The organism is Algoriphagus confluentis, assembly GCF_036245625.1.
Lineage (GTDB): Bacteria > Bacteroidota > Bacteroidia > Cytophagales > Cyclobacteriaceae > Algoriphagus > Algoriphagus confluentis.
This window is the reverse complement of record NZ_BTPD01000002.1, coordinates 135597-159794: the sequence shown is the minus strand read 5'-3', so window position 1 is coordinate 159794 and position 24198 is coordinate 135597. Positions and strand designations below refer to the sequence as shown.

The window sequence follows — 24198 nt, the reverse complement described above, 5'->3', positions numbered from 1 at the left end:
AGCCGTTTTTTTATCTCGTGATTTCATTGTCCCCCTTTCGCTTTTTATTTCTCTTCCTTCCGTGGGCCGCTTCATCGTCGACATCATCCGCAATGCTGAGTACCGGTACCAGATCAAAAGTGTCAGAAGTCGGCACCTCTCTGGTAGATCCGATTTCACTGAAGTACTCTCTTAATGCCAGTTGCTGTTCGGGTGAAAGAATGTCTTTGGCCGCTAATTCACCCTGGGATGTTTTCAGGTAAGCGTTGCCTTCCTTCTGTTCAATTTCCAAGGAGTGGTGCTCTAGGCCGTGGCGAACGGAGGAAAAATCATTGAGTGCAGATTGGAGTTTCACCTTCGCACTGATCGGATCAAGAGTCTTTGGTTGGCTGGATTTCTCAGCTCGATAGGATTTGTTTTCCCCTTCTTGTGCAAAGAATCGCTGAAGTGGGAATACCTCACTGCCTTTAAAAATGATCTTGTGGGTATGGTCAATCAGGGTATAGCCATAGGGAGTTTTTGCATCCTTCCCATGAAATACCAACTGAACTCCAAATTTGTCCTTGATAAAATCTCCGAGGTCAGAGCGGTACCCAATATGATTTTTCTTTTTGCCGTCAGGCGTAGGTTCAAACAGGGCAACAGGATTGGTGCTGTAAACCTTGGAATACCTGTCCAAAATTGCCTTCAGCTGTTTCACCCTAGGCTTATCCAGTTGAAAGGACGCTGTCTTTTGGGCCAGTTCTGACAGGGGAAGCTTGCCTTGCACCGAACCGTATTTGATCAGTTCCAGAACATCTTCCTTCTCTCTTACCTTGAATCCCAAGTTTTCAAGAATCAAGAGACCTTGGGCTTTTGTGCTGAAGTTGAATTCTCTGAGCTTACCAACAGCATTGGCAGCTTCTAGCTTCGGGTTCAGTCTCATAATTTCATTGATCGCTTCCTGTGCCCTCAGCTTCTCAAATGAATCATTGATCTTTTTTCCGTCCTTATCGATTCTGGACGAGACTATGTGGACATGATTATTGGCAGTATCCTTATGGAAGACAATCAGAAAAGGGTTGTTGCCATACCCCATTTTATCTATCCACTCATGAGCAATATCCGTCAGTTCCTCTTTGGAGTATTCCCTTCCTTTGCAGCTGATCATCGCATGGAACTGCTTGTCTTTGACAATGCTGTTCCGGTTGGAATGGGCAATCAGAAAGTTTTTGACCTCATTCGGACCTACATCTTTGGTGTCTTGTAGGTATCCAAAATTCCGGAGCCTCGTGAGCTCTCCTTTCTCATTCTGGGTTTTGTTCGTGTTGTAGGTCACCCCATTGAATGAACTGGTGCTGGAAAGAATTTTTACTCTCATTTGATTGCCCGGTAGATCTGTTTCAAAAACTTATTCATACAATCGCGGTACTCCAGATGCTTTGACATCTGGATGGTATGACTCAGAAAAATCTCCGGGGAAATTTTGTCCCGATAGGTATTCGCGTGCTTGGCCAGCTGATTGATATTATTGTTCACTCTGGCCTGTTCTGCAACCACCTTATCGATGGCGTTTAGGATGCCTTTGGTGTCAATGATTTTGCTCCCCTCGCTACTCAATTTCATTCGTATCAATTGACTCAATGACACCCCCAGGGACTTACTTTCCTCTTTCAATCGGGTATAATCATCCGGCTTTAACCTGACAGATACCCATGAGAGAATTTCTCTTTTATCCTTCATGGCGACATGTTGATGGAAGCAAAGAATCGGATTCCCCAAGTGGAAAAAAATACCCAGAACTGCGTAAAAGGAATAATTAGGTATATCTGCGTATATAGATTTCTCTATACGCAGATATACTTAGTCGGAGGTTTTGTACCCGAAAAACGTGATTAGGAGTAGGAATTCAGGGCGTTGATCAACTCAACCCTGTTTTTGCTGCCCGCCTTTTTGTAAATGGCTTGCAGGTGTTTGTTGACTGTTTTTTCAGAAATAAAAAGTACGTCTGCAATTTCTTTGCTGGTGAGTCCCTGAGCGGCCTTTTCAGCAACCTCGCATTCTCTTTTGGTCAATCCCAGTTCGGCGCAACGCTGTCCAAAAAAATCACTGGAATCGACCGGCTGTCTCTGGTCAATATCCTTGAGCTTTTCAAAAACCTTCCTGTTTTCGAAGATCATATTTCGGATAAACAGGAACGTGATTACCACAAACCCCAGGTTAGTCACCATCACTTCTACAAACTGGGACGTATCGAAATAGCTAAAAATCGGAAGGAAGACCCAAGGACACATGGCGGCATAGCTCAAGATGGCATCCAGGCTGAGTTGGCTTTCTCTATACTTTTTTCGGATGAAGAGAAATATCAGGATATCCATATATATGGCGTACAGGACAGGAATAGCCATGCCGTACCAAATGACATTGGGGAGGTCATTCGACAATGGGAGGAGAAATCCAAAAGCAATCAGGAATGGGGCAATGAAGAAAATCCAAACCCCCTTCTTTGCATGCCATTCCAAATCATGGAGGCCGAATACCTTGAAGAAATAGAATGGGAAATAAGAGCCCATGGTGAATCCGGTTCCGTAGGCTAGGTTAATCTGTAGATTGATATCTATGGGAAGATTGGGATCTGGAAAAAGGCCTCCGGCTATGTTATACAAAATCAATAGGCCCAACAGGATCAGGTAATATCTCCGGGTCTTGTCCGCTGGATTCTGGAGATAAAAGACCAGCTGAGGAATAAAGAAAAGAATCTCGCAAACGACAAAAATGAATGTCGCCAAGTGCATTTCGGTGCCGAATACGGTCATGGTTAATCCTTTCTATAGAAGTAAAATGGGAAGCCAAACTGAACAGAAGAAGAATAAACTGAGAAGCCAAAACTCTCATACCATTTGAAATTGCGCTCTGTGGAAGTCTCCAAGCAAATAGGAAGACTCTTTTCTTTTGCCAGGGATAGGACGGATTTTAAAAGTTTGGACCCTTCACCTTTACCTTGGAACTTAGGATCTACTCCTATAAACCACACATAGAGAAAGGGCTCTTTGGGTTGGACTGATTCAATGGCAGACTCTCTTTGCAATACCTTTGAGATTCTGGATAGACCAATTCCTTGAAGTGCAAGCTTGAGATCCCAAATCCAGAGCTTGAAAGGCTTTCTCTTTCGGTCGGAATATTTGATCAGCACACAGGAATTTCCGGAGTTTGAAACGAACACATCACCGTTTTCCAAACAGTTTTCCAGACTGTATTCCATCAACACTTCCCTTCCTTTCGGTGATTTACCTACGACAAAATCAACCGACTTATTCCCTTCAAAAGAGTTCACTAAAATGTTAATGATTTTTTCTCGATCCTGTTCAATGAATTTTCTCATGGTTCAGTTAGTTAAAATTTTACCGAGTTGCGAGGTTAAATTCCTCCATTTTGGATGATTCCGAGAGGGATCATCAGAATGGCAAGTTTGGTATTTGTGGAAAAAAATTCGGAAGAATTTTGTGTCACAAATACACAACTTGCAAGGAACACGCAAAAGGTTCCTCAACACTCTTTATCATCTTCACATGCTAAAAAAAGCACTGATTTTTCTTCAACGTTTCCTTGATCCGCTTATTGATCGAGCCCCAGAGAAGATAAATTAATTTCTATTCGAGGATTTATTTAAATCTGAATTCCCAATTCGAACTTGGATAGAAATCATCGAGATGGAATAGCCATAATATCCCTGTATCTGTATACTCTTATATATAGATATCCATATATATAGATATATTGAAAAACAATTTTTGCCTTCCAAAATACATTTGAGAGTATATATTTGTCAGAAACAATACTAAGAATCCGGCAAAAAGGGAGAAGGACTAATCCAAACTTAGCTCTAACCTCTTGAGCATTAGGGAATCAGGATCAAGGAAGTCAATGAATGGTCAGATCCCGAAAGTCATCTCCTAAAAAGGAGTTGAAAAGATCTTAGGACTACTCCTTTTGAATATGCCCAGATATAAAAATATATGGTTTTGCTATATTTTGGAAAAAATCTGTCAGTTAAAATACCCTAATAAGCCCATATGACTGAAAATCAACGCTTAAAAATCTTTAGGAAGTTTCTGAAAGCAACACAGGAAGACTTTGGATCTTCGTTGGGCTTGACCCAGGCGGGATATTCAGATATAGAGCGTGGGAAAAATAGCGTTTCAGGAAAAATCAAGATCCTCCTCAAAAGAGAGCATAATCTCAATCTGAAATGGTTGGAAACCGGAGAAGGAGAAATGTTTGCCGCTACCATTGAGGATTATGAGTTGGATGCCGATAAACTGGGAAATGACCAGGTATTCTTTGAACGCCTTCAATCTGAAATCGAAAGACTTCATTCAGAGATTAATCGATTGACAGCTGAAAACACCAAGTACCTTGAACTGGTAAATGCCAAGAATCAAATTATTGAGAGTCTTGAGGCAAAAAGCAGAAAAAGGTAAATACATTTTTATATAAATACTTTTTTACGGAAATACATTTTCATATCTTTAGTTAAACCAACTGAGTTATGAAGACTATCTCCATCATGAACCACAAAGGAGGAACGGGTAAAACCACCTCCTCCATAAACATAGGTGCAGGTCTAGCAAGGAAAGGCCACAAGGTGCTTTTGGTAGATATTGACTCCCAAGCCAACCTGACTGAGGGATTGGGAATAGGAGAGGCTGAGGTTTCCGTTTACGACTCCATCAGAGAAAATAAAAAATTACCCATTCTCAATATTTCCGAAAATCTGGATTTGGTTCCGGCTTCGATTGACCTACTTGGTGCTGAGATGGAGATTGTGTCCAAGATCGGCAGAGAACAAATCCTAACTAAACTACTCAAACCAATCCGGGCAGAGTATGACTACATCATCATCGACTGCCCTCCATCGGTAGGCCTTCTAACGGTAAATGCAATGGTGGCAAGTGATACCATCCTGCTTCCTCTTCAAGGTGAATACTTTGCTTACAAAGGAGTTGATCGATTACTGGGGATCGTCAAGGAGGTTCGGGAAAACCTCAATGACTCCTTGGACATCGGTGGGGTATTTATCACTCAAATCAATCCCAATCGAATACTGACTAAAACGATTGTGGAGAAACTGACAGAAGATCTCCAGGAAAAAGTGTTTGATACTAAAATCCGGATCAACGTCGCCTTGGCCGAAGCTCAGCTTCAGGGACAGAGTATATTTGACTATGCTCCGGAATCCAATGGTGCCAAGGACTACGAAAAATTGGTGGATGAAATCCTAAGCAAATTAAACTAAGACCAAAATGGCTAAGAAGCTAAACGACCCAAGCAAGGGAAATAAAAATCTGGGAACTCAACAAAGAGGCCTCGGCATGCTGATTAATTCAGAACCGGAAACACAGCAAAAAGAAAAAACATCTAGCAAAGAATTCGACACCGAAGATGTCAAGATCTACTCGCTCCGGATTCCCACAGCCATGTTTGACAAGCTAAAGTATGAAATCGGGAGAGAGACCAAGGCTTCAATGAGAGATATGATTTTGAAGGCGGTAAAGGAGTATTATGGGATTTAGGGAAATGGTATTCATTTATTAAATGATAAATTCAAAAACTCGGAATGAAGTGTAAAAAATGAGACCCTTTTTAATAGTTCTTATTTAAATAGTTTATCAAAAAATGGATTATGTCTATTTTTTGAAAACTCTAAAAGCTTTCTAAATGTCATAACCTCAATATGCATATTGGTTTCTGGTTCAATTTTGAAATAAGTACCAAAAGGTGTCATTTTCCAACCTTTATCAGCGTTGTAAGTAGCTAATGGGTCTGGAATGAAATCCATGATAATGTATCCAAATTTAGGCGTTGTCTTTTTTATTAAAACCTGATTTCCTTTATAGTTCTTTTTAATAGGGGAATACAAAAATTCTTCAAAGTATGGTTCAACTAACTCTGAAAACTGCCATCTGTAATCATTCAAATTTTTTTGATGTGCAGTATCACCTGGTCGCTTAAATTCAAAAATCACCATGGAATTTACCTCGCCACTGCTTTTATCACCGAAACTTATAGGGTTATTAAACATCTGAGGGTTATCTAACAATATCAAATCCAATTCTTTTCGACTTTTTATTTGAGAATATGAGGTAATTGCTTTATCAGAGGCAATAAATTTATATGTTATAAATCTTTCATCTAGTATCCATAGGTTGTGATTTTCATAATCCAATTCGTTACTTGTTAAACCAAGAGGAAAAATGATATTATGGACATCTTCTTCCAGTTTGTATTGCCCATTTTCGTCTGCATCTAAAAATTTTTCAAAAAGTTCTAATATTGCCTTCCTTCGTGTCATGTAATCAGCTAAACTATCAACGTCATAAGCCGTTTTTGCTTTCAAATCAGCTATTATGCTGTCAATTGCTTCAGCACTGACCTGTTTCCCTTCAATGAACTTTTCAATATTATGTTCAACATTCTTACGAGCAGTAAATGCTATTTTATAAAGGTGCTCTTCTAGCTTATCTTCTGGAAGATTTGGAGGTATAGTTTCTAAAATATTATCATTCTTCAAAAAGCTATGGTATCTCCTAGCCTTAGTAATTATGTATTCCTTTACCTCATTTACACTTTTTTCCTTCGCTTCCTTAACTTGAGTTTGATACTCATTTTCTAGAATATCTGAAACTTTCTCTTCAATATCTTGAAATGTAATTATTTCAGAATTATTAAATAGTAGGTTTTCTTTTTCCTTTGGAACGTTGAATCCATTTCGAGTTTTAAAAACTTTATTATCTAAGTATTCAGAAACTAGATAAATGTCAAAAAAATAGCTTACTCCATTAAGAAGAATTGGATAAGTAAATATGCTATTTACATTCTTAAGATTCCGTCCGCCACCAACTGTTCTTGAATTTGCACAATAATACAAATAATTGTTTTTTCTGTTCCCTTCCTTTTGAGTTTTGGTAATATAAAGTTTGAAAAAGTTTTTGTTTATTTGAAATGTTCTTTCCTTTTCTTTTGAAACTTTTTCAAATAGTTCATTTACAACTTCGGCTGTATTGGATCCCTCATCAAGGATTTCAATTCTAGGCAATGTCCCACTCAGGTAGTAGATTAGACAATGCTGCATTATCGCTTCGGCTACTTGATTAATTGATAGTGCTGACTTTTCAAGAATGCTTGGGTTATTGCAATTCTTTATTTCAACAACAGTCTTGAAATCGCCTGTCTCAAGTTCCGTTAATGCGATAGGCTCGATTTCATTTTCAGAGGTAAACCTAAACTCACGCAAAAACCATTGCCCATTTTCAATGTATCTACTTTTAACATAGTATTCATCAAAAGCTGCAAGTACAGTGAATCTTCCAATTCCCTTACAACCGAAATCTTTGTTGATTTGAGAAAAGGGAGTTTCAAATGAGCGATAGTTTTTTGATGTAAACCCAACGCCATTATCTATTACTTTGAAGGAAGAAATTGTCTTTATTTTTTCAAAATTAAGATTTTGAGGAAAATCACCTCTCTCGATTTGAATTTGAATCTTCTTTTCTTCACTCGGCTTTTCGGATTGTTGAAGACTAATAACAGAATTGACCACACATTCCAAAAGAGGAAGGAGTACATCGTCTGATGTTAGATCAACTTGTTCTACAATATTTCTTACTGGTACAATCATTTCTTTCTGGTCGAATGATTCCTTGAATCTCCATAGCTCGAATTGGCTACCCAAATATTCTGTGGGTCATCTAAGTACGGAACTGATTTTTCGGATTATTTTGCTTTCAAATTAAGCAATTGGGTGATTTGATCAAGGCCCTAAACCATATTTAAGTTGGAAACTGACAAAAAGTGACTTTAAAATTTTGCAATCCTGACTTCTTCGCCTTTGAAATCAAGTAGAACAGAAAAAATGGAAGGCCAAAGCTCCCCTTCATGTGAAAAGGAAAAGTTTTCATCTGAATTCAAATAGAGTGATTACGGATTGATAAATCTTACTTTTGAATACCTGTCCTGCCTTTTAACCCTCATCTGGAGATCATTCCAACCAAAAACTCATTTAGATCCTCAGAACCAGAATATTGACACCTTTTATCTGATACTTGCGTATTGACCATCAAAATGTTCTTGACCTCTGAAAACTTCATTTCAAGGCTAGTCATCAACTTTCGCATTTTATCTCTACATCCCCTCAAAGATTTCAAATCCCAATCGGTTGTTAATCCTGCTTCTAGGCAGTATTGGTAAAACTGGGCCACCTTTATGAATTCATTAGTGTAGGCTTCTCCGGTTGAATCATTGTCTAGGTAAAGTTCTACTTTTTGCCTTTCTTTCAAAATATCCAAAATCAACCGAAGACTCAGATTCGCTGTGCTGTTCAAGATGATTGCTTTAAAATCTGTATCACCGGAAAGCTTCAAATAGCTCAGAAAGTCAAACCAGCCTTCAAAAAATTTAATGCTGGCAGGTGTACCTAGAATCTGAATTGAAACACCTCCTCCTAGGATATTTCCTTTGAAAATTGAGGATCGCAGTACCCATCCTCCTGATTCATTTGGGAAGCCAATGGCGAAATATCGCTTTCCTTTATTCCGCCAATGAACCTCCTTGGCGAAGGGCTTGATGTCTTCTAGTTCTAGTCCTCTTCCTCGAATGTAGTTTACCAAAGCATCATGTGAGATTTCGGAAACTTTCTCTACCACTATCTTTTGCCTTTCCTCCGAGGTTCTTTTCTGGATAATCTTTTTGACTGGAAAGGCCCCAGATAGGCGCTCTACAGATTCCAAAAAGGTTTTGTTTTCAAATACCTGTACAGCCCGGAAGATATCGCCTCCTAATCCTGCAGCATGGTCATACCACACGTTAGATCTATCGTCCACTGCAATGGATCCCGTTCTCTGCTCGAAAAAGCCAAAGAAGTGTTCTTTGCCTTGGACTCCTTCATACTTGAGGCATCCTGATTTTACCAATCCATGGAAATAGTCTAATACCGAAAATTCTTGCTTGATCCGTGCAGCCTTTTGTTTGATTTCTGAGTAGTTCAAATTTTTTTACATTTTTATATAAAGACATCTATACATAAATAATACATCTTCCTGATTTATAGGACCGTTATCTTTTCTTTTGTCGTGAATTGTCGGAGTACCTGCAAAAAGAAAAAGAAGGGGTAGAAGCTGGTTGAATTCGTACGAATCGTACTGCTCGTACCCCTCGTACAGTTCGTACCCCTCGTACTTTAGCGTTTTAGGATTGAGGTTCTTCGTCTACCTCAATTTGCTTGAGCCATTTCCTAACCGCTCCTTCTGATACACCCAGCTCTTGGGCTATTTTCACATTGGAATGACCCTCATTTTTGAGTTCCAAGGCTTTATTTCTCAATTGAGATTTATCGACCGGATTTAATTGCTTCAAATGATCCGACTCTTTTCCAAAGTGGAGAAACTTGAACGAGCTGAAATTTGAGTCTTTGCCGATTTTACAGACTAGGACATTTTCAGAAGGGTATTTAAAAGCACCATACCTTACTTTGATCTGCTTCAGGTATTTAATGGATGGGTCTCTTTGACTTTCACCCACTGCGAAACATGAATCGATGAGGTTAATGAAGCTCTTACTCCCTTGGATATCATTTCTACTAATAGGGGCAAAGAGGTTTCTTTTAGGAGTATGGGCAATCAGCAAGATTGACCATCCATGAATCTTCTTCAGATTGTTAAGCCTGATTAAAAATGGAGTGGTATTCCTTGCCTTCTCATTGTCAGAAATCACACATGAAAGGTTGTCGATCACCAGGATTTTGGCCCCGGACTTAGAAGCTTGGATCTCTATCTCTTTAAAAAGGAAGCTTTCATATTCTTCGAAGGTTTCATCAAATCCATAGGGATTGATTTCGGCTCTTAGGAAAAGGTCACTGAATTCGAAATGATCATATAACTCGTCCTTTTCTCGGTCATATTGAGCATACCGCATTTCAAATTGCTTTGAGGTCAATTCCAGGTCAAAATAGATCACCTTGGAAGGCTTAAGCTCCATTTCCAACCCAAGTGTGGGAATACCTTTGGACACACTATCAATGATCTGGACAGCTAAGAGGGATTTACCCTGATTGGTGTCTGCAAAGAGAATGCACAGCTCTTCTTCATACCAAAATTGCCCGAAAATCTTCTTTGGAATGGGTCTGCCTTTGGCTTCGTCCATCCATTCGTTGGCTGATTTGATGATTAGAAATTCACCGGAATAGTGATTGTTTGAGTTTGTATTTTCAATTGATGGGATCATGATTTTGACAATAAGATTTGGTCTAGCATTTTGGAGTAAATGCTACATTTCATTTTTAGGAAAACTTTAAGAATTAGACTGAAAGAAAATCAGCCAGCAGCCGGTAAGTGGCGTAGAGAATTGTAAGGACTGAAAAAGTCGAAAGAGCTGCCTGACCTAGGTTGACAATGATCAAAAGATTGTCCATCTTAGTGCATGTTTTTAATTTTCTGAGGGTTAAAAGCAATCTAAGGAACTGCCATTGAGCATTTTCAACAAAGGAAAGGACGAACATCCTTTCCTTTTTTAGTTCTCAAACTCTCCTGCAAAAAATCTATCCACTTCTCTTTGGTGAATAAATCGTCGCTTGCCTCGGTACATAGAGCGAAACTCCTGTCCCTTAGATTCAGAAACTGATTCCATTTTTGAAATGGAATAGTGGGACTTTACTCCTGTGGCTTCCATAAATTCCTGAAGAGATAACCATTCATCTTTTACAGACTTATTGGCTGGATGAATGCTTGAGATTTTTTCTTCCAGACTTCGGAATTTTTCCTCTAGCCATTTTTGGCTAACAGCTGAAAACGGAATAAAAGTGTCTTGATTCATTGTGATTTGAGTTTGATTTACTCAAATATAGAGAAAAAATATAAAATCGGTCACTAGTGACCGATTTTTAAATTAATATTTTTACATACCCTCAATCGAGGTCTTTATTCCGCAAAACTTAAAGTACTGAACTGTTGCAATCGAATTGGCCAGAGAAAACCTGAATTATCTAAAGTAGGTTACTTTGAGATTTCGATCGTTTTTAAAAAGCCTAAAACTTCCATCAAAAACCCATCTGGGTTTTCAAAATGAACATTGTGACCAGTATTCTCAAAAATCCTATGCGTCACTAATTTGCTATGCTGAATTTTTAATTTCTCATTTTCACTTTCGAACGGAAAAATATCGACATCATGTACGGGATCTAAAATCAAGATTGGAACATCTAAATTTCTAAAAATCACGAGAGGTTCCATTTGTGCCATGGATCTAGCAAATAAAGGGACCTGAGAAGAATTCTTGATATTTTCAACAAACTGATCAATTGTTGAGATGTGGAATAACTCTTCAAGTCCGGCTCCAATCGTCCAAAACCCATCTTTATCCTGGGTGATCCAGGCTAACAATTCAAACTGAGTCCCAGCATCTGTTACATCAACGTATTCTTTAAAGCACTCGAATTCAGAATTAAATCTTCCGTACTCAACGCGGTCCTCAAATAGCTTTCCGGCAAAATCAAAAAGTTCTTCGTCCTCAAGTGCGTGATAAAAGGTGTTTGTTCCAACTGATCCTCCATCCTCAAGAATAAGCCCATGAACTCTTTCAGGGTAAGCATCATAAACGGCAGATGCGATATATCCACCTCTTGACCACCCACCAATTACGGCTTTCTCTATACCTTTTTGATCCATCAGGTCGATAACATCATCTGCAACGTGATATAGAGATACTTCATGACTAGGAATTGGAGTTAAACCATGACCATAATAATCAATGGCAATTAGGTAATATCCCTGTTTAGAAATTCTTTCTGCCAATTCCTTTATTTCATATGAATTAGTGAAACTTCCATGTATCCAAATCAATGGTAAATCAGCGGGATTTCCCCAAGACAAGTAATGCATTTTTACATTCCTCGTTTCGATGAAATTACCATGAGTCAATTCATATTTTTCAATTTCAGCTCGGGCCAGTTCATACCTTTTTAAAAAATCATTAGCCCCTTCATCCTGACCAAAGGATTGGGTACTTATCAATATGGAGAATACCCACAATATAATCCAGATGAAAAACTCACTTTTACACATCAAAAATCAATATTATCTATTCTATAATCCTTAAGAAACCTTTTTATCAAAATCCACTGATATTGGGTTCAATCTCTGGAAGTGCTTCATTTCAGTATCAAATTTTTCATCTAGCCATGTTTTCAATCCTGAAAGCTTCTGATTATCATTGAGGCTGACCATCCTAAATTGAAGCCGATTCACTTCCGGCCAATTCAATGATTTATAGATCTTAAAGAAATCGAAAACTTGCTTCACTTCATCCAAATCCATTATTCTACGGAAAAGCCCCAAATCAAGATGCTGTATCCCAGACAAGAATTTGGTGGGCCCAGCTGCATCAAGTAAGTCGATCAAGTCTTGATTGATTTCAGCTAGAATTCCCCTCATTGCCTTATCCTCAAAAATCTGATCGAAATAATCTAGTACCTTTTCTAAAGATGCATTCTCATAGTGCTCATTGACAACCATGGAAGGAGTAAACTCCACGTTCAATACATCTTCAAAGTAGTCCCGAAGCAACTCAATATGCTTAACCTCTGCCTCAATAATGGCACTAACATCCGGGCTTAAATAACTTAAAATGGAAGGATCTCCACCATTTTGATTTACATACCTTATGCCTAGCCTTGAAGCAAATTTGGTTTTGACATTCTTATACCTCACCATTACATACAAAGGAAAACTGGATGCCGATTTTCCAATCTTTTCTAATTCCTTGGCGTGATAATGCTTGATCGCAAGCTTTGTTTTCTTTTGCATGTCTATCTCTGAATGAAAGAAAGAATCCTTCGGTAAGTCTCCACCGTCTTCCTTTCGGTGTAGTATTTCTTTAGAACTGATCCTGGGGAATGTCCAAATATCATTCTAATATCATTATCATCCATCCCCAATCGATCTGTCCACGTTCCGAAAGTCTTTCTTCCCACCTTATTGGAGAGTACATCCGGAAACTTGATTTTTTCCGCTAGTACCTTCAGATGTTGATTAAACTTTTGCTCTGAAATAGCCACTTCTCTAGGAAACAGGTATTCTTCACCCTCCTGAAAGTATTTCTTGACAATCTTTTTGGCGGTATCATTTAAAGGAATCCAAAACTCTTCCCCATTCTTCTTTCGCTCTCCTTGAAGTACTAGATGTTCAGGATTTTCTCCTAGCAGGTTCCAATCAAAACCATTTTCGGACTTAATCCCAATCAAATCATTATAATACAGGGCTGTATTGCATAGCAATAAGAAAAGGTCTCTGGTAACTTCCAGCCTTCTTTCCTCCGGGGTGAACTTCAAGTTCTGAAGCAATTCATATTGCTTATCATTCACATAGATGATCTTGTCAGGTCGTTTTGTCGAATTAATGTCCAATCTTTCAAAAATCCCTTTTTTAAATGGGACACTGTATTGATCGCAATACTCCCTGTAAATCACCTTAAGACGGTCTACATATTTAGCAACAGTGGTATCCGAATTTATCTTTGTGGAATCGCTGCGTAAAAAATCTATCAACCCCAGTATGTAGGATTCATCGATATCAGCCATCATGGCTTGACTTCGATAACTATCCACCAGATTTTTCAAAGTCACATAGACCTTCTTGGTACCCTCTTCTTTTTTGGAGGTTGAGCCAAACTTTAATGAGTATTCTATATAGGACGAAATCTTATCACTTGCCCCAGGGGCTACATTCCCATTGACACCTTTGATTCTTTTACCCTGATGTTTCACCAGGTAGATAGCTTTCAGCTTCTCGGCAGTCAAGATTTCGCCACGCTTAGAAAAATCATGAATGATTTCTTTGAGATGGTGAATTTCACGGGCAATTAATCGATTATGGGAGTCGGCATAATTATACTGACTATTCACCCATTTGAGAGCTTTTCCAGACCAGGCATTCTTGGGGATCTTTTCAAGATTGAGATTGATGTAATGTCGCCCCTTTCGATTAATGCATAAATAAATCGTTTCACCTTCAGAGGATTTCTTGCCCTTCGGATTCAGAACCGCAGAAATTTTGAAATCTATCATGGTTCAAAATACCAATAAAAATCAAGGGGGACAAAAAAGCGGACAATTAGGGGGACAAAAAGGGGGACAAAATCATTCGAATTTGTCAGAATCAAATAGATTCGAAATAGTTCTAAATGCCTGAAAAACAAAAAACTCTGAATAATTTTTACATTATTCAGAGTCTAGAAGTAGCGGGAACAGGACTCGAACCTGTGACCTTCGGGTTATGAGCCCGACGAGCTACCAACTGCTCCATCCCGCGATATTGTGATGCAAAGGTAAGGACTATCTCTCAAAAATCAAGTACCTTTGCAAAAAATTCTTGGAAAATGAATCCCCAATCCCACAAAGCAGGATTTGTCAATATCATCGGTAAACCCAATGTAGGCAAGTCTACACTCATGAATATCCTTGTGGGTGAGCGGCTTTCCATCATCTCTTCCAAAGCTCAAACCACCCGTCACCGAATCGTCGGAATCACAAATACAGAAGATTACCAGATCGTGTTTTCTGACACACCGGGAATGCTGAAGCCCAAATATGAGCTACACAAAAGCATGATGGGCTTTGTCAATCTCTCACTGGAAGATGCCGATGTCATTCTCTTCGTCACCGACCTTTACGAAACTGAAGAAGAAATCGAGGAGGTCATTCAGCGTATCAATCAATCCGGAATCCCAGTCCTTTTGGTCATCAACAAAATTGATTTGGCCAAAGAAGGACAGCTGGAAGAAGTCACCTCCTATTGGACCCAAAGGGTAAAAGCAGACGTGGTAATCCCCATTTCGGCAAAGGAAAACTTCAATACAGAAAAAATCCTTCAGGAAATTCTAGACAAACTCCCCGTTCATCCCCCATTTTATGACAAGGAGGAACTAACTGACCGCCCGGAGCGGTTCTTTGCCTCCGAGATCATTCGTGAAAAGATCTTCACCAATTACAAAAAGGAAATCCCATACAGCACCGAAGTCGGTATTGAGGATTTTCATGAGGAAGAAGCGATCATCCGGATTCGGGCTACTATTTTCTGCGAAAGAAACAGCCAAAAAGGAATCCTGATCGGAGACAAGGGTAAAATGCTGAAGAAAGTTGGCACAGAAGCCCGGGAAGATTTGGAGAAGTTTTTCGGAAAAAAAGTCTTCCTCGAGACCTTTGTCAAGGTGGAGCAGGACTGGAGAAAAAACAAATTAAAACTTAAAAAATTCGGGTACGACACCCTTTAATCATGGCAAATATTGTAGCAATAGTAGGAAGACCAAACGTAGGAAAATCTACCCTTTTCAATCGTCTGGTAGAAGAAAGAAAAGCCATTGAGGACAACCTGAGCGGAGTCACCCGAGACCGCCACTATGGACATGCCCAATGGTCCGGCAAGTTTTTTTCTGTGATCGACACGGGAGGATATGTCACCGGGTCTGAAGACATCTTCGAAGCGGAAATCCGAAAGCAAGTCAAGCTTGCCATCGAGGAAGCCGATGTCATTCTTTTTGTGGTGGACTGCCATGATGGATTGACTGATTTGGATTCAGAGTTTGCCAATGAGCTTCGTGGAACAAAAAAGCCCCTCTACATCGTAGCTAATAAGGCGGACAACTTGGACAAGGCCCTGATGGCCAACGAATTTTATGCCTTAGGGCTTTCAGACTATGAGATTTTCCCTATAGCAGCAGTAAGTGGAAGCGGTACGGGGGAGCTTTTGGATGAAGTGATCACCCACTTTGCCGATGAAGGGGAAGAAGATCCGGATGCAGGAGTACCGAAGATTTCCATTTTGGGAAGACCCAATGTGGGCAAGTCTTCTTTTCTCAATGCCTTACTCGGTCAAGAACGGTCCATTGTCACCGATGAAGCCGGCACGACTCGGGATGCTATCCACACGAGATACAAGTTTTTCGGCAAGGACTTTATCATCACCGATACGGCCGGAATCAGAAAAAAGGGAAAAGTAAAGGAAGACATAGAGTTTTACTCCGTGATGCGCTCGCTTCGCACTTTGGAAGAATCCGATGTGGTCATCGTCATGGTGGATGCTACCCGAGGCCTTGAGGCCCAGGACATCAATCTCATCGGCTTGGCTATCAAAAACAATAAGGGCATCCTGATCATGGTCAACAAGTGGGATTTGATCGAAAAAGATCACAAGACCATGAACAAAATCAAGGAGGATATGATGGAAAGACTGGGAGAGCACAAGTGGATCCCGATCATCTTCACTTCCGTGACCGAAAAGCAGCGAATTTTCCAAGCCATCGAGTTGGCTGTGAAGGTATATGAGAATAAAACCCGCCGGGTTACCACATCCAAGTTGAATGATGTTTTGCTGACGGAAATTGAAAAATATCCTCCCCCAGCATGGAAAGGGAAGTACATCAAAATTAAATATGTGACCCAATTACCCACCAAAAATCCGGTGTTTGCTTTCTTCTGCAACCTGCCTCAATACATCAAAAACCCCTATACCCGCTTCTTGGAGAACCGGATCCGGGAAAATTTTGATTTTGAAGGAGTTCCGGTAAAAATCATTTATAAAAACAAATAAAAATAATTTGGGTGGCACTTGTACAATTGAAAATTTTACTAGTACCTTTGCCTCGTAATTAAGAAAACCATAACAAATGAAAAAAGTATTTGCAATTTTCGCAATCGCTGGTTTGATCGCTACTGCTTCTTGCGGTAACAAAACCACTGAAGAAACTGTTGAAGAAACCGTAGTTGTTGAAGAGACTCCAGTAGTTGAAGAAGCTCCTGCTGTTGACACTGCTGCTGTTGCTGTTGACACTACTGCAGTTCAGTAATCACTGACACACAGAAGAAATTAAAGCCTCAACTGAGTTGGGGCTTTTTTTGTGTCCTTATTTTCACCCATCACCTCCACTAGCGAAAAAAAAGTTTATTGGCCAAAGCCCACCTCCGGAATCACCAAATTCCGGTATTTTTACTTACATGAAGGTCCCTCCTGCCCTGATTTCTATTTTCACCAAGCATCTGCCTCCTACCTCTATTTCTTATTGCGCCTTGCTTTGGGAGGAGATTCCTTTTCACTTTCATGTCAAAGCTCCACGCACATCCAAACTTGGCGATTTCAGATACCGCAAAGACCAAAAAATCCAAACCATCACCCTCAATTCAGACTTAAATCCATACCAGTTTTTACTCACCTTTATCCATGAAGTGGCCCATTTGAGGACTTTTGAAAGATACGGCCCTGTACATGCGCCTCACGGAAAAGAGTGGAAAAAGGAATTTCGGCAACTTTTGGCTCCCATTCTTGTAGACTCGGTATTTCCGAAGGACATCTTAGTCCCTCTGAGACTCCACATGCAGAATCCCTCTGCCAGTTCGGCTAGGGATCTTTTCCTCATGAAAGAAATGAGCAAATACGATAAAAAAATCATGGATTCGGAGGAGACGTTTCTTGCCGACCTACCCGCAGGTCAATCTTTTATCTTGCAGGGAAGAACGTTCACCAAAAAAGAAACGCGGAGAACCCGCGTGATGTGTGAGGAAGTAAGTACGGGGAAAAAGTTCCTCGTTTCCCGATTGGCAAAAGTTATTCCTGCTTGATCTGCCAATCAGTCCCGTTCCTCGCCGATTTGGTTTTCGGGCTGGGAAAAGTCCTTGGGTTGAGGTAGTTCCTGTATGGAATTGATTCCAAAATATTCCATAAACTTCTGAGAAGTCCCATAGAGCAAAGGACGTCCTATCCCTTCGGATTTACCTTTGATTTCGATGAGTTCCTTTTCCAGAAGCTTTTGGATCGAGTAATCGGAATTCACTCCGCGTATCTGCTCCACATCTCCCTTGGTCACGGGCTGCTTGTAGGCTACGATAGAAAGCGTTTCCAATTGGGCAGTCGAAAGCTTTTTCTGGGATTGCTGTCTGAGCAAAATACTGATGGATGTCTGATAGGCCGGCTTGGTCAAAAACTGATATCCACCACCCAAATGCTCCAAAGCAAAGGAAAAATCGTCCTGATTGTATTTTTTTCGCAGGTCATATATAGCCGATTCAACATGGTCTACGGGGATTTCCGCCTCAAACATCTCTCCGAGACATTTGACAATCTCGGAGACTGAAAGGGGTTCGGGAGCACAAAAAATCAGCGCTTCGATATGTCGATGAAGAAATTCCAAGATTTCTTTTGCTACTAGTTGGTCAAAAAACCAGCCTGGATATGGTCAAGGTATTCGATAAGAATTAGCTTTCAGCAGGCAAAATCAACAATCCTTAAACTCAAGGAAGGATCGTTTATTTTTTTGCAAGTTTAGCTTCGATGGAATGCATGGTATGAGGCACTGCTTTGAGTCTTTCTTTAGAAATCAGTTTCCCGGTATCCACGCAGACTCCATAGGTGCCGTTTTTGATCCGAATCAGCGCATTCTCCAAATTGATGATGAATTTTTGCTGCCGGGCGGCAAGTTGACTCATGCTTTCGCGCTCCAGTGTATCCGCTCCGTCTTCAAGGAGTTTGGAGGTAGAAGCAGTGTAGTCAGTTCCACTGTCATTTTTCTTACTCAGGGTCTCTTTGAGAGACACCAATTCTTCCTTGGCCACGGCCAATTTCTGCAAAATGATCTCTTCAAATTCCTTTAGTTCTTCGGGAGAGTATGCTGTTTTTCCTTCCTGACTCATAGCTTCTAGGGTTAAAGGATTGGAAAAATCCAATCGTTGACATGGGTTAATTTCCCTAAAATACGTCGGTCTTCGATATTTCCAAAAAGTAAGACGAGCCAACAATGGATAAATCCATAAAGCCCATTCGGTGAAAATTTTTAACCCTTAACAGTCAATAACTTATAAAAAAATCAGGATAATATGTTGAAAATTTAGGCTACAGCCTGTTCATCTTGCATCAGCTTTTTCAGCCTTTTGGAAAGGCAAGTAAGGTCTACTGAGATGCGAAAGCGCATGGTCAGATAGGATTGAGCTTCCAGTAGCTCTTTTCCTTCTTTGAGGACTATCTTTTCGATGGTTTGAGTGATAAGGTCGCGTTTCATAAAATTCAATCTTTCTGTCTTATTAATATACAGAAAAAATGGTTTTAGGTTACAATTTATGTAGAAAATCAAAGTTTTATCCCTACCACTACCGTCTTTTTGATGATGAGCAGCTCTCCCCCGAGATTATACAATTCAGCCAAAAGCACATAATATCCCGGACGAACTCTGCGTCCTTCGGCATCTGTACCATCCCAAACAAATAATCCTTCCCTTCCCAAGAGTTGATTCTGTCCCAAAGTCTCCACCAATTGACCCCCTGAAGTGTAAATACGGAAGGTCCCAAGCCAGCCAGGTTGATCCAAAAGATAGGAAATGCTAGTAAATGAGGGGCCAAAGCTTCCTTCCGGATCAAAAACCTTGGGATCGATCGTAATCACTGACTCCAAATCCTTGGGCTCGATGTCCTGAGAGTTTCTTCGGCCCGGAGTAGCGTAGTCTTCACCAGCGGAGGCGGATTGCCAGTTTTCAGAGGTCGCCGCTGCCGGAATTTTAGAAATTCTCTCCAAAGAGACCCCTTTTGAGTTGCGAAGAAGAGGATGATGCAAGGAGCTGGAATACCGAAACTCCTCCTCTACTTCACCATCTGGCCGGACCAATACCACAGTGCCTCCTGAGATGGGATAACTGGGCAAGGAAGAAATCTGCAGCATCCTTCCTGAGGCGGACTTGGGATAGGTGATTTTCAGTCGGGTAGAATCCGTGGAAATCGCCAAGTAGTCCTCTGGAGGAAGAAAAAGGCCCCTTTCACCAAAAAACCTCAACTGTGCCACCTGCCCGTCTGAACTTCGATTCCCCAAGGCCCATCCTTCCAGATTGAGATATTTCTGGGTAGTATTTCGAATTTCCACAAACTTGGGATCCCCAGGAAGGGGATCAAAAAGCAATTCATTCAGGATCAGGTCACCTTTTTGAACTTGGGAAGGCCAAACCAAGCTTATCGGCCCCAATTCAGGCAGATCACCTCCTAAGCAGTTTTGTAGTCCGGTGAGACTTATGGAAAGGACAACCCCCTCTTCTATCGGACGATTGAGGTACACTCGAATCTCTTTTCCGGAAATAAGAAAGGCCGAATCGATACCCACTTCAGGAGAAAGTCTCACATTTCCCGGACCAAACACGGATAAAATGGGATAACTCAACTCCATGAAAATCTGCATTGAATCCAAAAAGTACCGTTTGGAAATCATGGGCATTTCTCCTCCAAAATCAGGATCAAACACAGAATTGAGTTCTCCCGGTGTCCCCCGCTGGGGAGATTGGGAAGGAAGCAGAAAATTAGAGTTTCCACAGAGGAAGCTGGGGTTGATGACCTCCAAACTGTATCCTCCTCCAGAAAATTCAGATCCACCCCAAGAAGCCGTAGTGTAGGAAAGCTCATCGACCAGCAATTCTCCAGTTGTTTTTAGGCTGACTTGATCCCCTGAATTTAGTAGGGTCGGCCAAGAACCAATGGCTAAAACCTCTCCGAAAGGCTGAAGCAGACTGGCTTGATTTGCCGGGCCAAGCAAAAGATAACCTCCCGGGGGCATCCAATATTCCGGAAGAATAGCTGAGGTCCTGGAATTGGATATAACTAACCCTCCTAGCCTCCACTCTTTCTCTCTCGGATTAAAAAGCTCGATGTATTCCACGTTGGGCAGATCCTGATCATTTCTTGGAGCCGGCATGAGCTCATTGATCACCAGAGACTTTAATTCGAAAGCAGTAGGATCAAAAAAAGAAAAAGCAACCAGAGTATCCAGAAGGAAATTTCCTTCCAAATCCGGAATTGACCTAACTCCGATTTCATAAGGTCTTCCTTCCTCCAAGGTTTGGGAAAAGTAAAGAATTGCCGTGGAATCGTTGAGCAAACTCACCCGTTCCGGATTTTCTCCCTCCAAGGTGTAGGCTAATGGAATCTGAGCAAAACCGGGATCTACCGGCTCATCAAAGCCTAAAAGAAGTTCGGTAGCCGAATATCCCTTGACCCGATCAACCCCGGGAGGATCAGTATCCACTACAAATTCCCCGAACGCAAAGTCATCCATCAACCAACGTGCAGCACTACCCGAACCCGGACCATATTCGATTTCTAGCTTGAGAAAAAATGCCGTTTCTGACCTCATTTCCTCCGGCAGATCCAAAATATACCTCCGGAATTCCTGATCCTCATTTCCAAATTCATTCTCCTCTCCCAACCTTGTTCTTCCTTCAAACTCCCCGTTGAGACTTTTCCCCCAAGAATAAAAAACCGCCGCCGGACGACTTCCAGTACCGTTTCTAAGAGATCTGGACCAAAATGACACCTTGGGATCGGATAAGCCCTCGGTGGACAACCTAACCCAAAGCACTCCATTGAAGGTACTGATAGGCTGCACCGCCAGGGCACCGCTTCCCTCCCTACCGGCACTGCCGGATCGGAAAATTCTTGCTGAGGTACTGCGAACCTCATTTCCCCACCAACCCGGAAGAAATTCCTCCGGAAAAGACTGAATCTGGAATAGGGACTCAAAATTCTGGGATTGCCCAAAAGCAGTCCAAGTCCAAGCCATATTAAGGACTAGGAAAAATCCCTTCTCGAAAAAAAGATTGGCGAACTTTCTCATAGAAAAATTCCAAAAAATACTTCTTGAATATACAATTAAGTATTCAGTTTTAAAACACTGACTTACCTTTCATAAATAATTCCCTTTAGCTCCTGAAAATGAAGCGACAGTCCTTACTTTTGCAACCCAAAACATTCTAAACCTATACCTAAAATGAAACTGGCTGTAGTAGGCGCTACCGGTCTGGTAGGCTCCGAAATCCTCGAGGTGCTTGACGAGCACAACTTCCCTTATGACGAACTGCTTTTGGTCGCTTCTGAGCGCTCAGTAGGTAAACAGATCGAGTACAAGGGCAAAAAATTCGCCGTAATCGGTCTTGCTGATGCGGTAGCAGCCAAACCCGAAATCGCCATTTTCTCCGCAGGAGGAAGCACCTCCCTGGAATGGGCTCCCAAATTTGCAGAGGCAGGTACTACTGTGATCGACAATTCCTCCGCCTGGAGAATGGATCCTTCCAAAAAACTGGTAGTCCCTGAAATCAATGCCAAGGAACTGACCAAAGAAGATAAAATCATTGCCAACCCCAATTGCTCCACCATCCAGATGGTTTTGGCTTTGGAACCTTTGAGACACAAGTATGGAATCAAGCGAATCGTGGTATCCACTTACCAGTCTGTAACTGGTACCGGTAAGGCCGCTGTGGATCAGATGATGGCTGAAAGAGCAGGCGAAGCCAACCCTCCGATGGTCTATCCACACAAGATCGATATGAACGTACTTCCTCACATTGATGTATTCCAGCCCAACGGATACACCAAGGAGGAAATGAAAATGATCAACGAAACCAAGAAAATCTTCAGTGACAATACCATTCAGGTGACTTCTACCACCGTGAGAATCCCGACTATGGGAGGTCACTCCGAAGCGGTCAATGTGGAGTTCAAGCAGGATTTTGATCTTTCAGAAGTGAGAAGTCTATTGGAAAATGCTCCGGGAATTGTGGTACAGGACGACCCAACCAACTTTGTGTATCCTATGCCGATCACCTCGCACAAGAAAGACGAAGTTTTCGTAGGCCGATTGAGAAGAGATGAATCTCAGCCAAATACCCTAAACATGTGGATCGTAGCAGATAATCTTAGAAAAGGTGCTGCGACCAACGCGGTTCAGATTGCAGAATACTTGTTGGAAAATAAACTCGTCTGATGAATTTCAGCGAGCTCAATAGCGCTGAATTCAGACAATTTGTGCAGGATCATCTCCGGGAAGATCCTGCACTTTTGCTTTTTAAATATCAGGGAAAAGTAGCTTTTGATCTGAAAATGGCTGTGCAGCAGATCTCTGCCCGCCAGAAAATAGCCAAAAAACTCCCCTATTGGGCTGAAAATCTGGACTTGCTTTTTCCAGCGAGTATATCTCTAGAGCAAAGTTCATCAGAAGAGACCGCCCAATTCAAAGCAAAAGGCCTGACCGGAAAAGTGATGATTGACCTGACTGGTGGACTTGGGGTGGATTTCTTTCACCTAAGTCAAGGTTTTAATAAGGGAATTTATTGCGAAAGACTGCCTGAACTTTTTCAAATCGCAAGCCATAATCTTGAACTATTAAATCCTGACAAATTTGAATTTATCGAAGGGAATGGCTTGGAGTTTTTGTCGAAAACTGACCTCGAATTCGATCTTATCTATGCCGATCCAGCCAGGCGTGGAACCGGAAACCAAAAACTTTACCAACTCCAGGACTGCGAGCCGGATGTTATCGGAGCTTGGGACTTGATGAAGTCCAAAAGCAAACAAATCCTTCTCAAAGTTTCGCCCATGCTGGATATTTCTCAAGCTTGGTCCGAACTTCCTGAGATCCATAAAATCACCGTGGTATCCGTTAAGAATGAGGTGAAAGAACTTCTCCTTTTCTGGGAAAAGGGAAATGCATCCAACTCCAAAACAATTGAAGTGGTGGATTTAGGCAGTGATTATCCATCGTTTTCATTTGATCCAAAAGAAGAAGAAAAGGCCATCGCAACTATTGGAGAAGCAGAAAAGTACATAGTCGAACCGCTCAGCGGAATCCTGAAAGCCGGTGCGTTTACCCTTTTTGCGGAGCGCTTTGGATTAAAAAAATTGGAGAAAAACAGCCATCTCTACACGGGGAATGGGATTCCAGAAGAAATTCCGGGCCGTGTCTTCGAAGTGATTCAAGAGATCGCTCCCAAAAAGCAGGAAATCAAAAACCTCTTTCCTTCGGGAAAGGCAAATGTCATCTGCCGAAACTATGTCCAAGGTGCAGAGGAATTAAAAAAGAAACTTGGACTGAAAGATGGAGGAGATGATTACGTAATTGGAACGAAAACGGGAAACGGGTTTAAGATTTTTTGGTGCAAAAGGATTCAGTGAATAATGGGCAGAAGGAAGTGGTAGAGGGAATTAGATGCAAGAAACAAGATTTGAGACCCAAGCCTCTATTGTCAAATGTAAAATCCTCTTACTTCCCAAAGTTTGGACCTTTGGAAAAGATACCTGTCCGGAGCCTGAAGAAATTTCAATAGGCAGATCAAGGGGATGAAGAAAAGGAAATCTTAAAATAGAAATTCAAAACTGCTGTTCTGGACTAGATGGTAGAC

At 41.1% G+C, this 24198-nt stretch carries 24 protein-coding genes and 1 tRNA gene; 9 read left to right on the top strand and 16 right to left on the bottom strand.

Features of this window, described 5'->3' with window-relative positions; all coding sequences use genetic code 11:
* Positions 1–10 precede the first annotated feature (10 nt).
* The 4 genes from AAA943_RS03320 to AAA943_RS03305 form a co-directional block, all read right to left on the bottom strand.
* Positions 11–1339 (bottom strand): relaxase/mobilization nuclease domain-containing protein, encoded by a 1329-nt coding sequence (locus AAA943_RS03320; RefSeq protein WP_338222831.1) that lies wholly within the window; start codon positions 1337–1339, stop codon positions 11–13.
* A complete protein-coding gene (locus AAA943_RS03315) occupies positions 1336–1701 on the bottom strand; it encodes a plasmid mobilization protein (RefSeq protein WP_338222830.1) in 366 nt (121 codons plus the stop codon). The genes AAA943_RS03320 and AAA943_RS03315 overlap by 4 nt, the downstream gene beginning before the upstream one ends.
* Positions 1702–1853: 152 nt before the next feature.
* A complete protein-coding gene (locus AAA943_RS03310) occupies positions 1854–2774 on the bottom strand; it encodes a helix-turn-helix domain-containing protein (RefSeq protein ID WP_338222829.1) in 921 nt (306 codons plus the stop codon).
* A gap of 2 nt (positions 2775–2776) precedes the next feature.
* Positions 2777–3340, bottom strand: coding sequence for a GNAT family N-acetyltransferase (locus AAA943_RS03305; protein ID WP_338222828.1), 564 nt, complete (start codon positions 3338–3340; stop codon positions 2777–2779).
* Between the two features lie 691 nt (positions 3341–4031).
* Between AAA943_RS03305 and AAA943_RS03300 the strand changes: the two genes are divergently transcribed.
* From AAA943_RS03300 to AAA943_RS03290, 3 genes are all read left to right on the top strand, one after another.
* Complete coding sequence (locus tag AAA943_RS03300) at positions 4032–4439, top strand: helix-turn-helix domain-containing protein (protein WP_338222827.1); 408 nt, start codon at positions 4032–4034, stop codon at positions 4437–4439.
* 68 nt (positions 4440–4507) lie between these two features.
* Positions 4508–5254, top strand: coding sequence for a ParA family protein (locus AAA943_RS03295; RefSeq protein ID WP_338222826.1), 747 nt, complete (start codon positions 4508–4510; stop codon positions 5252–5254).
* A 7-nt stretch (positions 5255–5261) separates the two neighbouring features.
* The gene (locus tag AAA943_RS03290) at positions 5262–5531 is read left to right on the top strand and encodes a hypothetical protein (RefSeq protein ID WP_338222825.1); all 270 of its coding nucleotides are present in this window, start codon (positions 5262–5264) and stop codon (positions 5529–5531) included.
* 80 nt (positions 5532–5611) lie between these two features.
* Here the strand turns inward: AAA943_RS03290 and AAA943_RS03285 are convergent, their stop codons facing one another.
* The 8 genes from AAA943_RS03285 to AAA943_RS03250 form a co-directional block, all read right to left on the bottom strand.
* Positions 5612–7636 carry a hypothetical protein gene (locus AAA943_RS03285; protein WP_338222824.1) on the bottom strand — a complete coding sequence of 675 codons (2025 nt, stop codon included), beginning with the start codon at positions 7634–7636 and terminating at the stop codon, positions 5612–5614.
* A gap of 349 nt (positions 7637–7985) precedes the next feature.
* A complete protein-coding gene (locus AAA943_RS03280) occupies positions 7986–9002 on the bottom strand; it encodes a toprim domain-containing protein (protein WP_338222823.1) in 1017 nt (338 codons plus the stop codon).
* Positions 9003–9201: 199 nt separating this feature from the next.
* Entirely contained in the window at positions 9202–10236 is a 1035-nt protein-coding gene (locus AAA943_RS03275; RefSeq protein ID WP_338222822.1) for an AAA family ATPase, read from the bottom strand.
* A 285-nt stretch (positions 10237–10521) separates the two neighbouring features.
* Positions 10522–10824: a hypothetical protein gene (locus AAA943_RS03270; RefSeq protein WP_287936192.1), complete on the bottom strand. Its 303-nt coding sequence runs from the start codon at positions 10822–10824 to the stop codon at positions 10522–10524.
* 179 nt (positions 10825–11003) lie between these two features.
* Positions 11004–12071, bottom strand: coding sequence for an alpha/beta fold hydrolase (locus AAA943_RS03265; RefSeq protein WP_338222821.1), 1068 nt, complete (start codon positions 12069–12071; stop codon positions 11004–11006).
* Positions 12072–12101: 30 nt separating this feature from the next.
* The gene (locus AAA943_RS03260) at positions 12102–12812 is read right to left on the bottom strand and encodes a hypothetical protein (RefSeq protein WP_338222820.1); all 711 of its coding nucleotides are present in this window, start codon (positions 12810–12812) and stop codon (positions 12102–12104) included.
* Positions 12813–12814: 2 nt separating this feature from the next.
* Positions 12815–14071: a tyrosine-type recombinase/integrase gene (locus tag AAA943_RS03255; protein WP_338222819.1), complete on the bottom strand. Its 1257-nt coding sequence runs from the start codon at positions 14069–14071 to the stop codon at positions 12815–12817.
* Between the two features lie 171 nt (positions 14072–14242).
* A tRNA-Met gene (locus AAA943_RS03250) sits at positions 14243–14315 on the bottom strand.
* A gap of 67 nt (positions 14316–14382) precedes the next feature.
* On the opposite strand from AAA943_RS03250, the gene era reads away from it, so the two are divergent.
* From era to AAA943_RS03230, 4 genes are all read left to right on the top strand, one after another.
* Positions 14383–15276, top strand: a complete 894-nt coding sequence (era, locus tag AAA943_RS03245; RefSeq protein WP_338222818.1) for a GTPase Era — start codon at positions 14383–14385, stop codon at positions 15274–15276.
* A gap of 2 nt (positions 15277–15278) precedes the next feature.
* Positions 15279–16592: a ribosome biogenesis GTPase Der gene (der, locus tag AAA943_RS03240; protein ID WP_338222817.1), complete on the top strand. Its 1314-nt coding sequence runs from the start codon at positions 15279–15281 to the stop codon at positions 16590–16592.
* A gap of 76 nt (positions 16593–16668) precedes the next feature.
* Complete coding sequence (locus AAA943_RS03235; protein ID WP_338222816.1) at positions 16669–16848, top strand: PG1828 family lipoprotein; 180 nt, start codon at positions 16669–16671, stop codon at positions 16846–16848.
* Positions 16849–16996: 148 nt separating this feature from the next.
* Entirely contained in the window at positions 16997–17617 is a 621-nt protein-coding gene (locus AAA943_RS03230; RefSeq protein WP_338222815.1) for a SprT-like domain-containing protein, read from the top strand.
* A gap of 8 nt (positions 17618–17625) precedes the next feature.
* On the opposite strand, the gene scpB is transcribed toward AAA943_RS03230, so the two are convergent.
* The 4 genes from scpB to AAA943_RS03210 all read right to left on the bottom strand — a co-directional run bounded on the left by scpB (position 17626) and on the right by AAA943_RS03210 (position 21584).
* Positions 17626–18186: an SMC-Scp complex subunit ScpB gene (scpB, locus tag AAA943_RS03225; RefSeq protein ID WP_338221130.1), complete on the bottom strand. Its 561-nt coding sequence runs from the start codon at positions 18184–18186 to the stop codon at positions 17626–17628.
* A 115-nt stretch (positions 18187–18301) separates the two neighbouring features.
* The gene (locus AAA943_RS03220; protein ID WP_338221131.1) at positions 18302–18685 is read right to left on the bottom strand and encodes a TraR/DksA family transcriptional regulator; all 384 of its coding nucleotides are present in this window, start codon (positions 18683–18685) and stop codon (positions 18302–18304) included.
* 194 nt (positions 18686–18879) lie between these two features.
* Positions 18880–19050 (bottom strand): hypothetical protein, encoded by a 171-nt coding sequence (locus AAA943_RS03215; RefSeq protein ID WP_338222814.1) that lies wholly within the window; start codon positions 19048–19050, stop codon positions 18880–18882.
* Between the two features lie 68 nt (positions 19051–19118).
* A complete protein-coding gene (locus tag AAA943_RS03210) occupies positions 19119–21584 on the bottom strand; it encodes a lamin tail domain-containing protein (protein WP_338222813.1) in 2466 nt (821 codons plus the stop codon).
* A gap of 207 nt (positions 21585–21791) precedes the next feature.
* Here AAA943_RS03210 and AAA943_RS03205 point away from each other — a divergent pair, with 207 nt between their 5' ends.
* The gene (locus AAA943_RS03205; RefSeq protein ID WP_338222812.1) at positions 21792–22784 is read left to right on the top strand and encodes an aspartate-semialdehyde dehydrogenase; all 993 of its coding nucleotides are present in this window, start codon (positions 21792–21794) and stop codon (positions 22782–22784) included.
* Positions 22784–23971, top strand: a complete 1188-nt coding sequence (locus tag AAA943_RS03200; RefSeq protein WP_338222811.1) for a class I SAM-dependent methyltransferase — start codon at positions 22784–22786, stop codon at positions 23969–23971. The genes AAA943_RS03205 and AAA943_RS03200 overlap by 1 nt, the downstream gene beginning before the upstream one ends.
* Positions 23972–24198: the final 227 nt, after the last annotated feature.

Excerpts from the sequence above, each read along its gene's own strand:
- AAA943_RS03300 (WP_338222827.1), top strand. The coding sequence starts at position 4,032 with ATGACTGAAAATCAACGCTTAAAAATCTTTAGGAAGTTTCTGAAAGCA.
- AAA943_RS03210 (WP_338222813.1), bottom strand. The coding sequence starts at position 21,584 with ATGGCTTGGACTTGGACTGCTTTTGGGCAATCCCAGAATTTTGAGTCC.
- AAA943_RS03260 (WP_338222820.1), bottom strand. The coding sequence starts at position 12,812 with ATGCAAAAGAAAACAAAGCTTGCGATCAAGCATTATCACGCCAAGGAA.
- AAA943_RS03320 (WP_338222831.1), bottom strand. The coding sequence starts at position 1,339 with ATGAGAGTAAAAATTCTTTCCAGCACCAGTTCATTCAATGGGGTGACC.
- AAA943_RS03255 (WP_338222819.1), bottom strand. The coding sequence starts at position 14,071 with ATGATAGATTTCAAAATTTCTGCGGTTCTGAATCCGAAGGGCAAGAAA.
- AAA943_RS03285 (WP_338222824.1), bottom strand. The coding sequence starts at position 7,636 with ATGATTGTACCAGTAAGAAATATTGTAGAACAAGTTGATCTAACATCA.
- AAA943_RS03230 (WP_338222815.1), top strand. The coding sequence starts at position 16,997 with ATGAAGGTCCCTCCTGCCCTGATTTCTATTTTCACCAAGCATCTGCCT.
- AAA943_RS03275 (WP_338222822.1), bottom strand. The coding sequence starts at position 10,236 with ATGATCCCATCAATTGAAAATACAAACTCAAACAATCACTATTCCGGT.
- AAA943_RS03200 (WP_338222811.1), top strand. The coding sequence starts at position 22,784 with ATGAATTTCAGCGAGCTCAATAGCGCTGAATTCAGACAATTTGTGCAG.
- AAA943_RS03265 (WP_338222821.1), bottom strand. The coding sequence starts at position 12,071 with ATGTGTAAAAGTGAGTTTTTCATCTGGATTATATTGTGGGTATTCTCC.
- AAA943_RS03215 (WP_338222814.1), bottom strand. The coding sequence starts at position 19,050 with ATGAAACGCGACCTTATCACTCAAACCATCGAAAAGATAGTCCTCAAA.
- AAA943_RS03310 (WP_338222829.1), bottom strand. The coding sequence starts at position 2,774 with ATGACCGTATTCGGCACCGAAATGCACTTGGCGACATTCATTTTTGTC.
- AAA943_RS03205 (WP_338222812.1), top strand. The coding sequence starts at position 21,792 with ATGAAACTGGCTGTAGTAGGCGCTACCGGTCTGGTAGGCTCCGAAATC.
- AAA943_RS03220 (WP_338221131.1), bottom strand. The coding sequence starts at position 18,685 with ATGAGTCAGGAAGGAAAAACAGCATACTCTCCCGAAGAACTAAAGGAA.
- AAA943_RS03270 (WP_287936192.1), bottom strand. The coding sequence starts at position 10,824 with ATGAATCAAGACACTTTTATTCCGTTTTCAGCTGTTAGCCAAAAATGG.
- AAA943_RS03235 (WP_338222816.1), top strand. The coding sequence starts at position 16,669 with ATGAAAAAAGTATTTGCAATTTTCGCAATCGCTGGTTTGATCGCTACT.
- der (WP_338222817.1), top strand. The coding sequence starts at position 15,279 with ATGGCAAATATTGTAGCAATAGTAGGAAGACCAAACGTAGGAAAATCT.
- AAA943_RS03305 (WP_338222828.1), bottom strand. The coding sequence starts at position 3,340 with ATGAGAAAATTCATTGAACAGGATCGAGAAAAAATCATTAACATTTTA.
- AAA943_RS03295 (WP_338222826.1), top strand. The coding sequence starts at position 4,508 with ATGAAGACTATCTCCATCATGAACCACAAAGGAGGAACGGGTAAAACC.
- AAA943_RS03315 (WP_338222830.1), bottom strand. The coding sequence starts at position 1,701 with ATGAAGGATAAAAGAGAAATTCTCTCATGGGTATCTGTCAGGTTAAAG.
- era (WP_338222818.1), top strand. The coding sequence starts at position 14,383 with ATGAATCCCCAATCCCACAAAGCAGGATTTGTCAATATCATCGGTAAA.
- AAA943_RS03290 (WP_338222825.1), top strand. The coding sequence starts at position 5,262 with ATGGCTAAGAAGCTAAACGACCCAAGCAAGGGAAATAAAAATCTGGGA.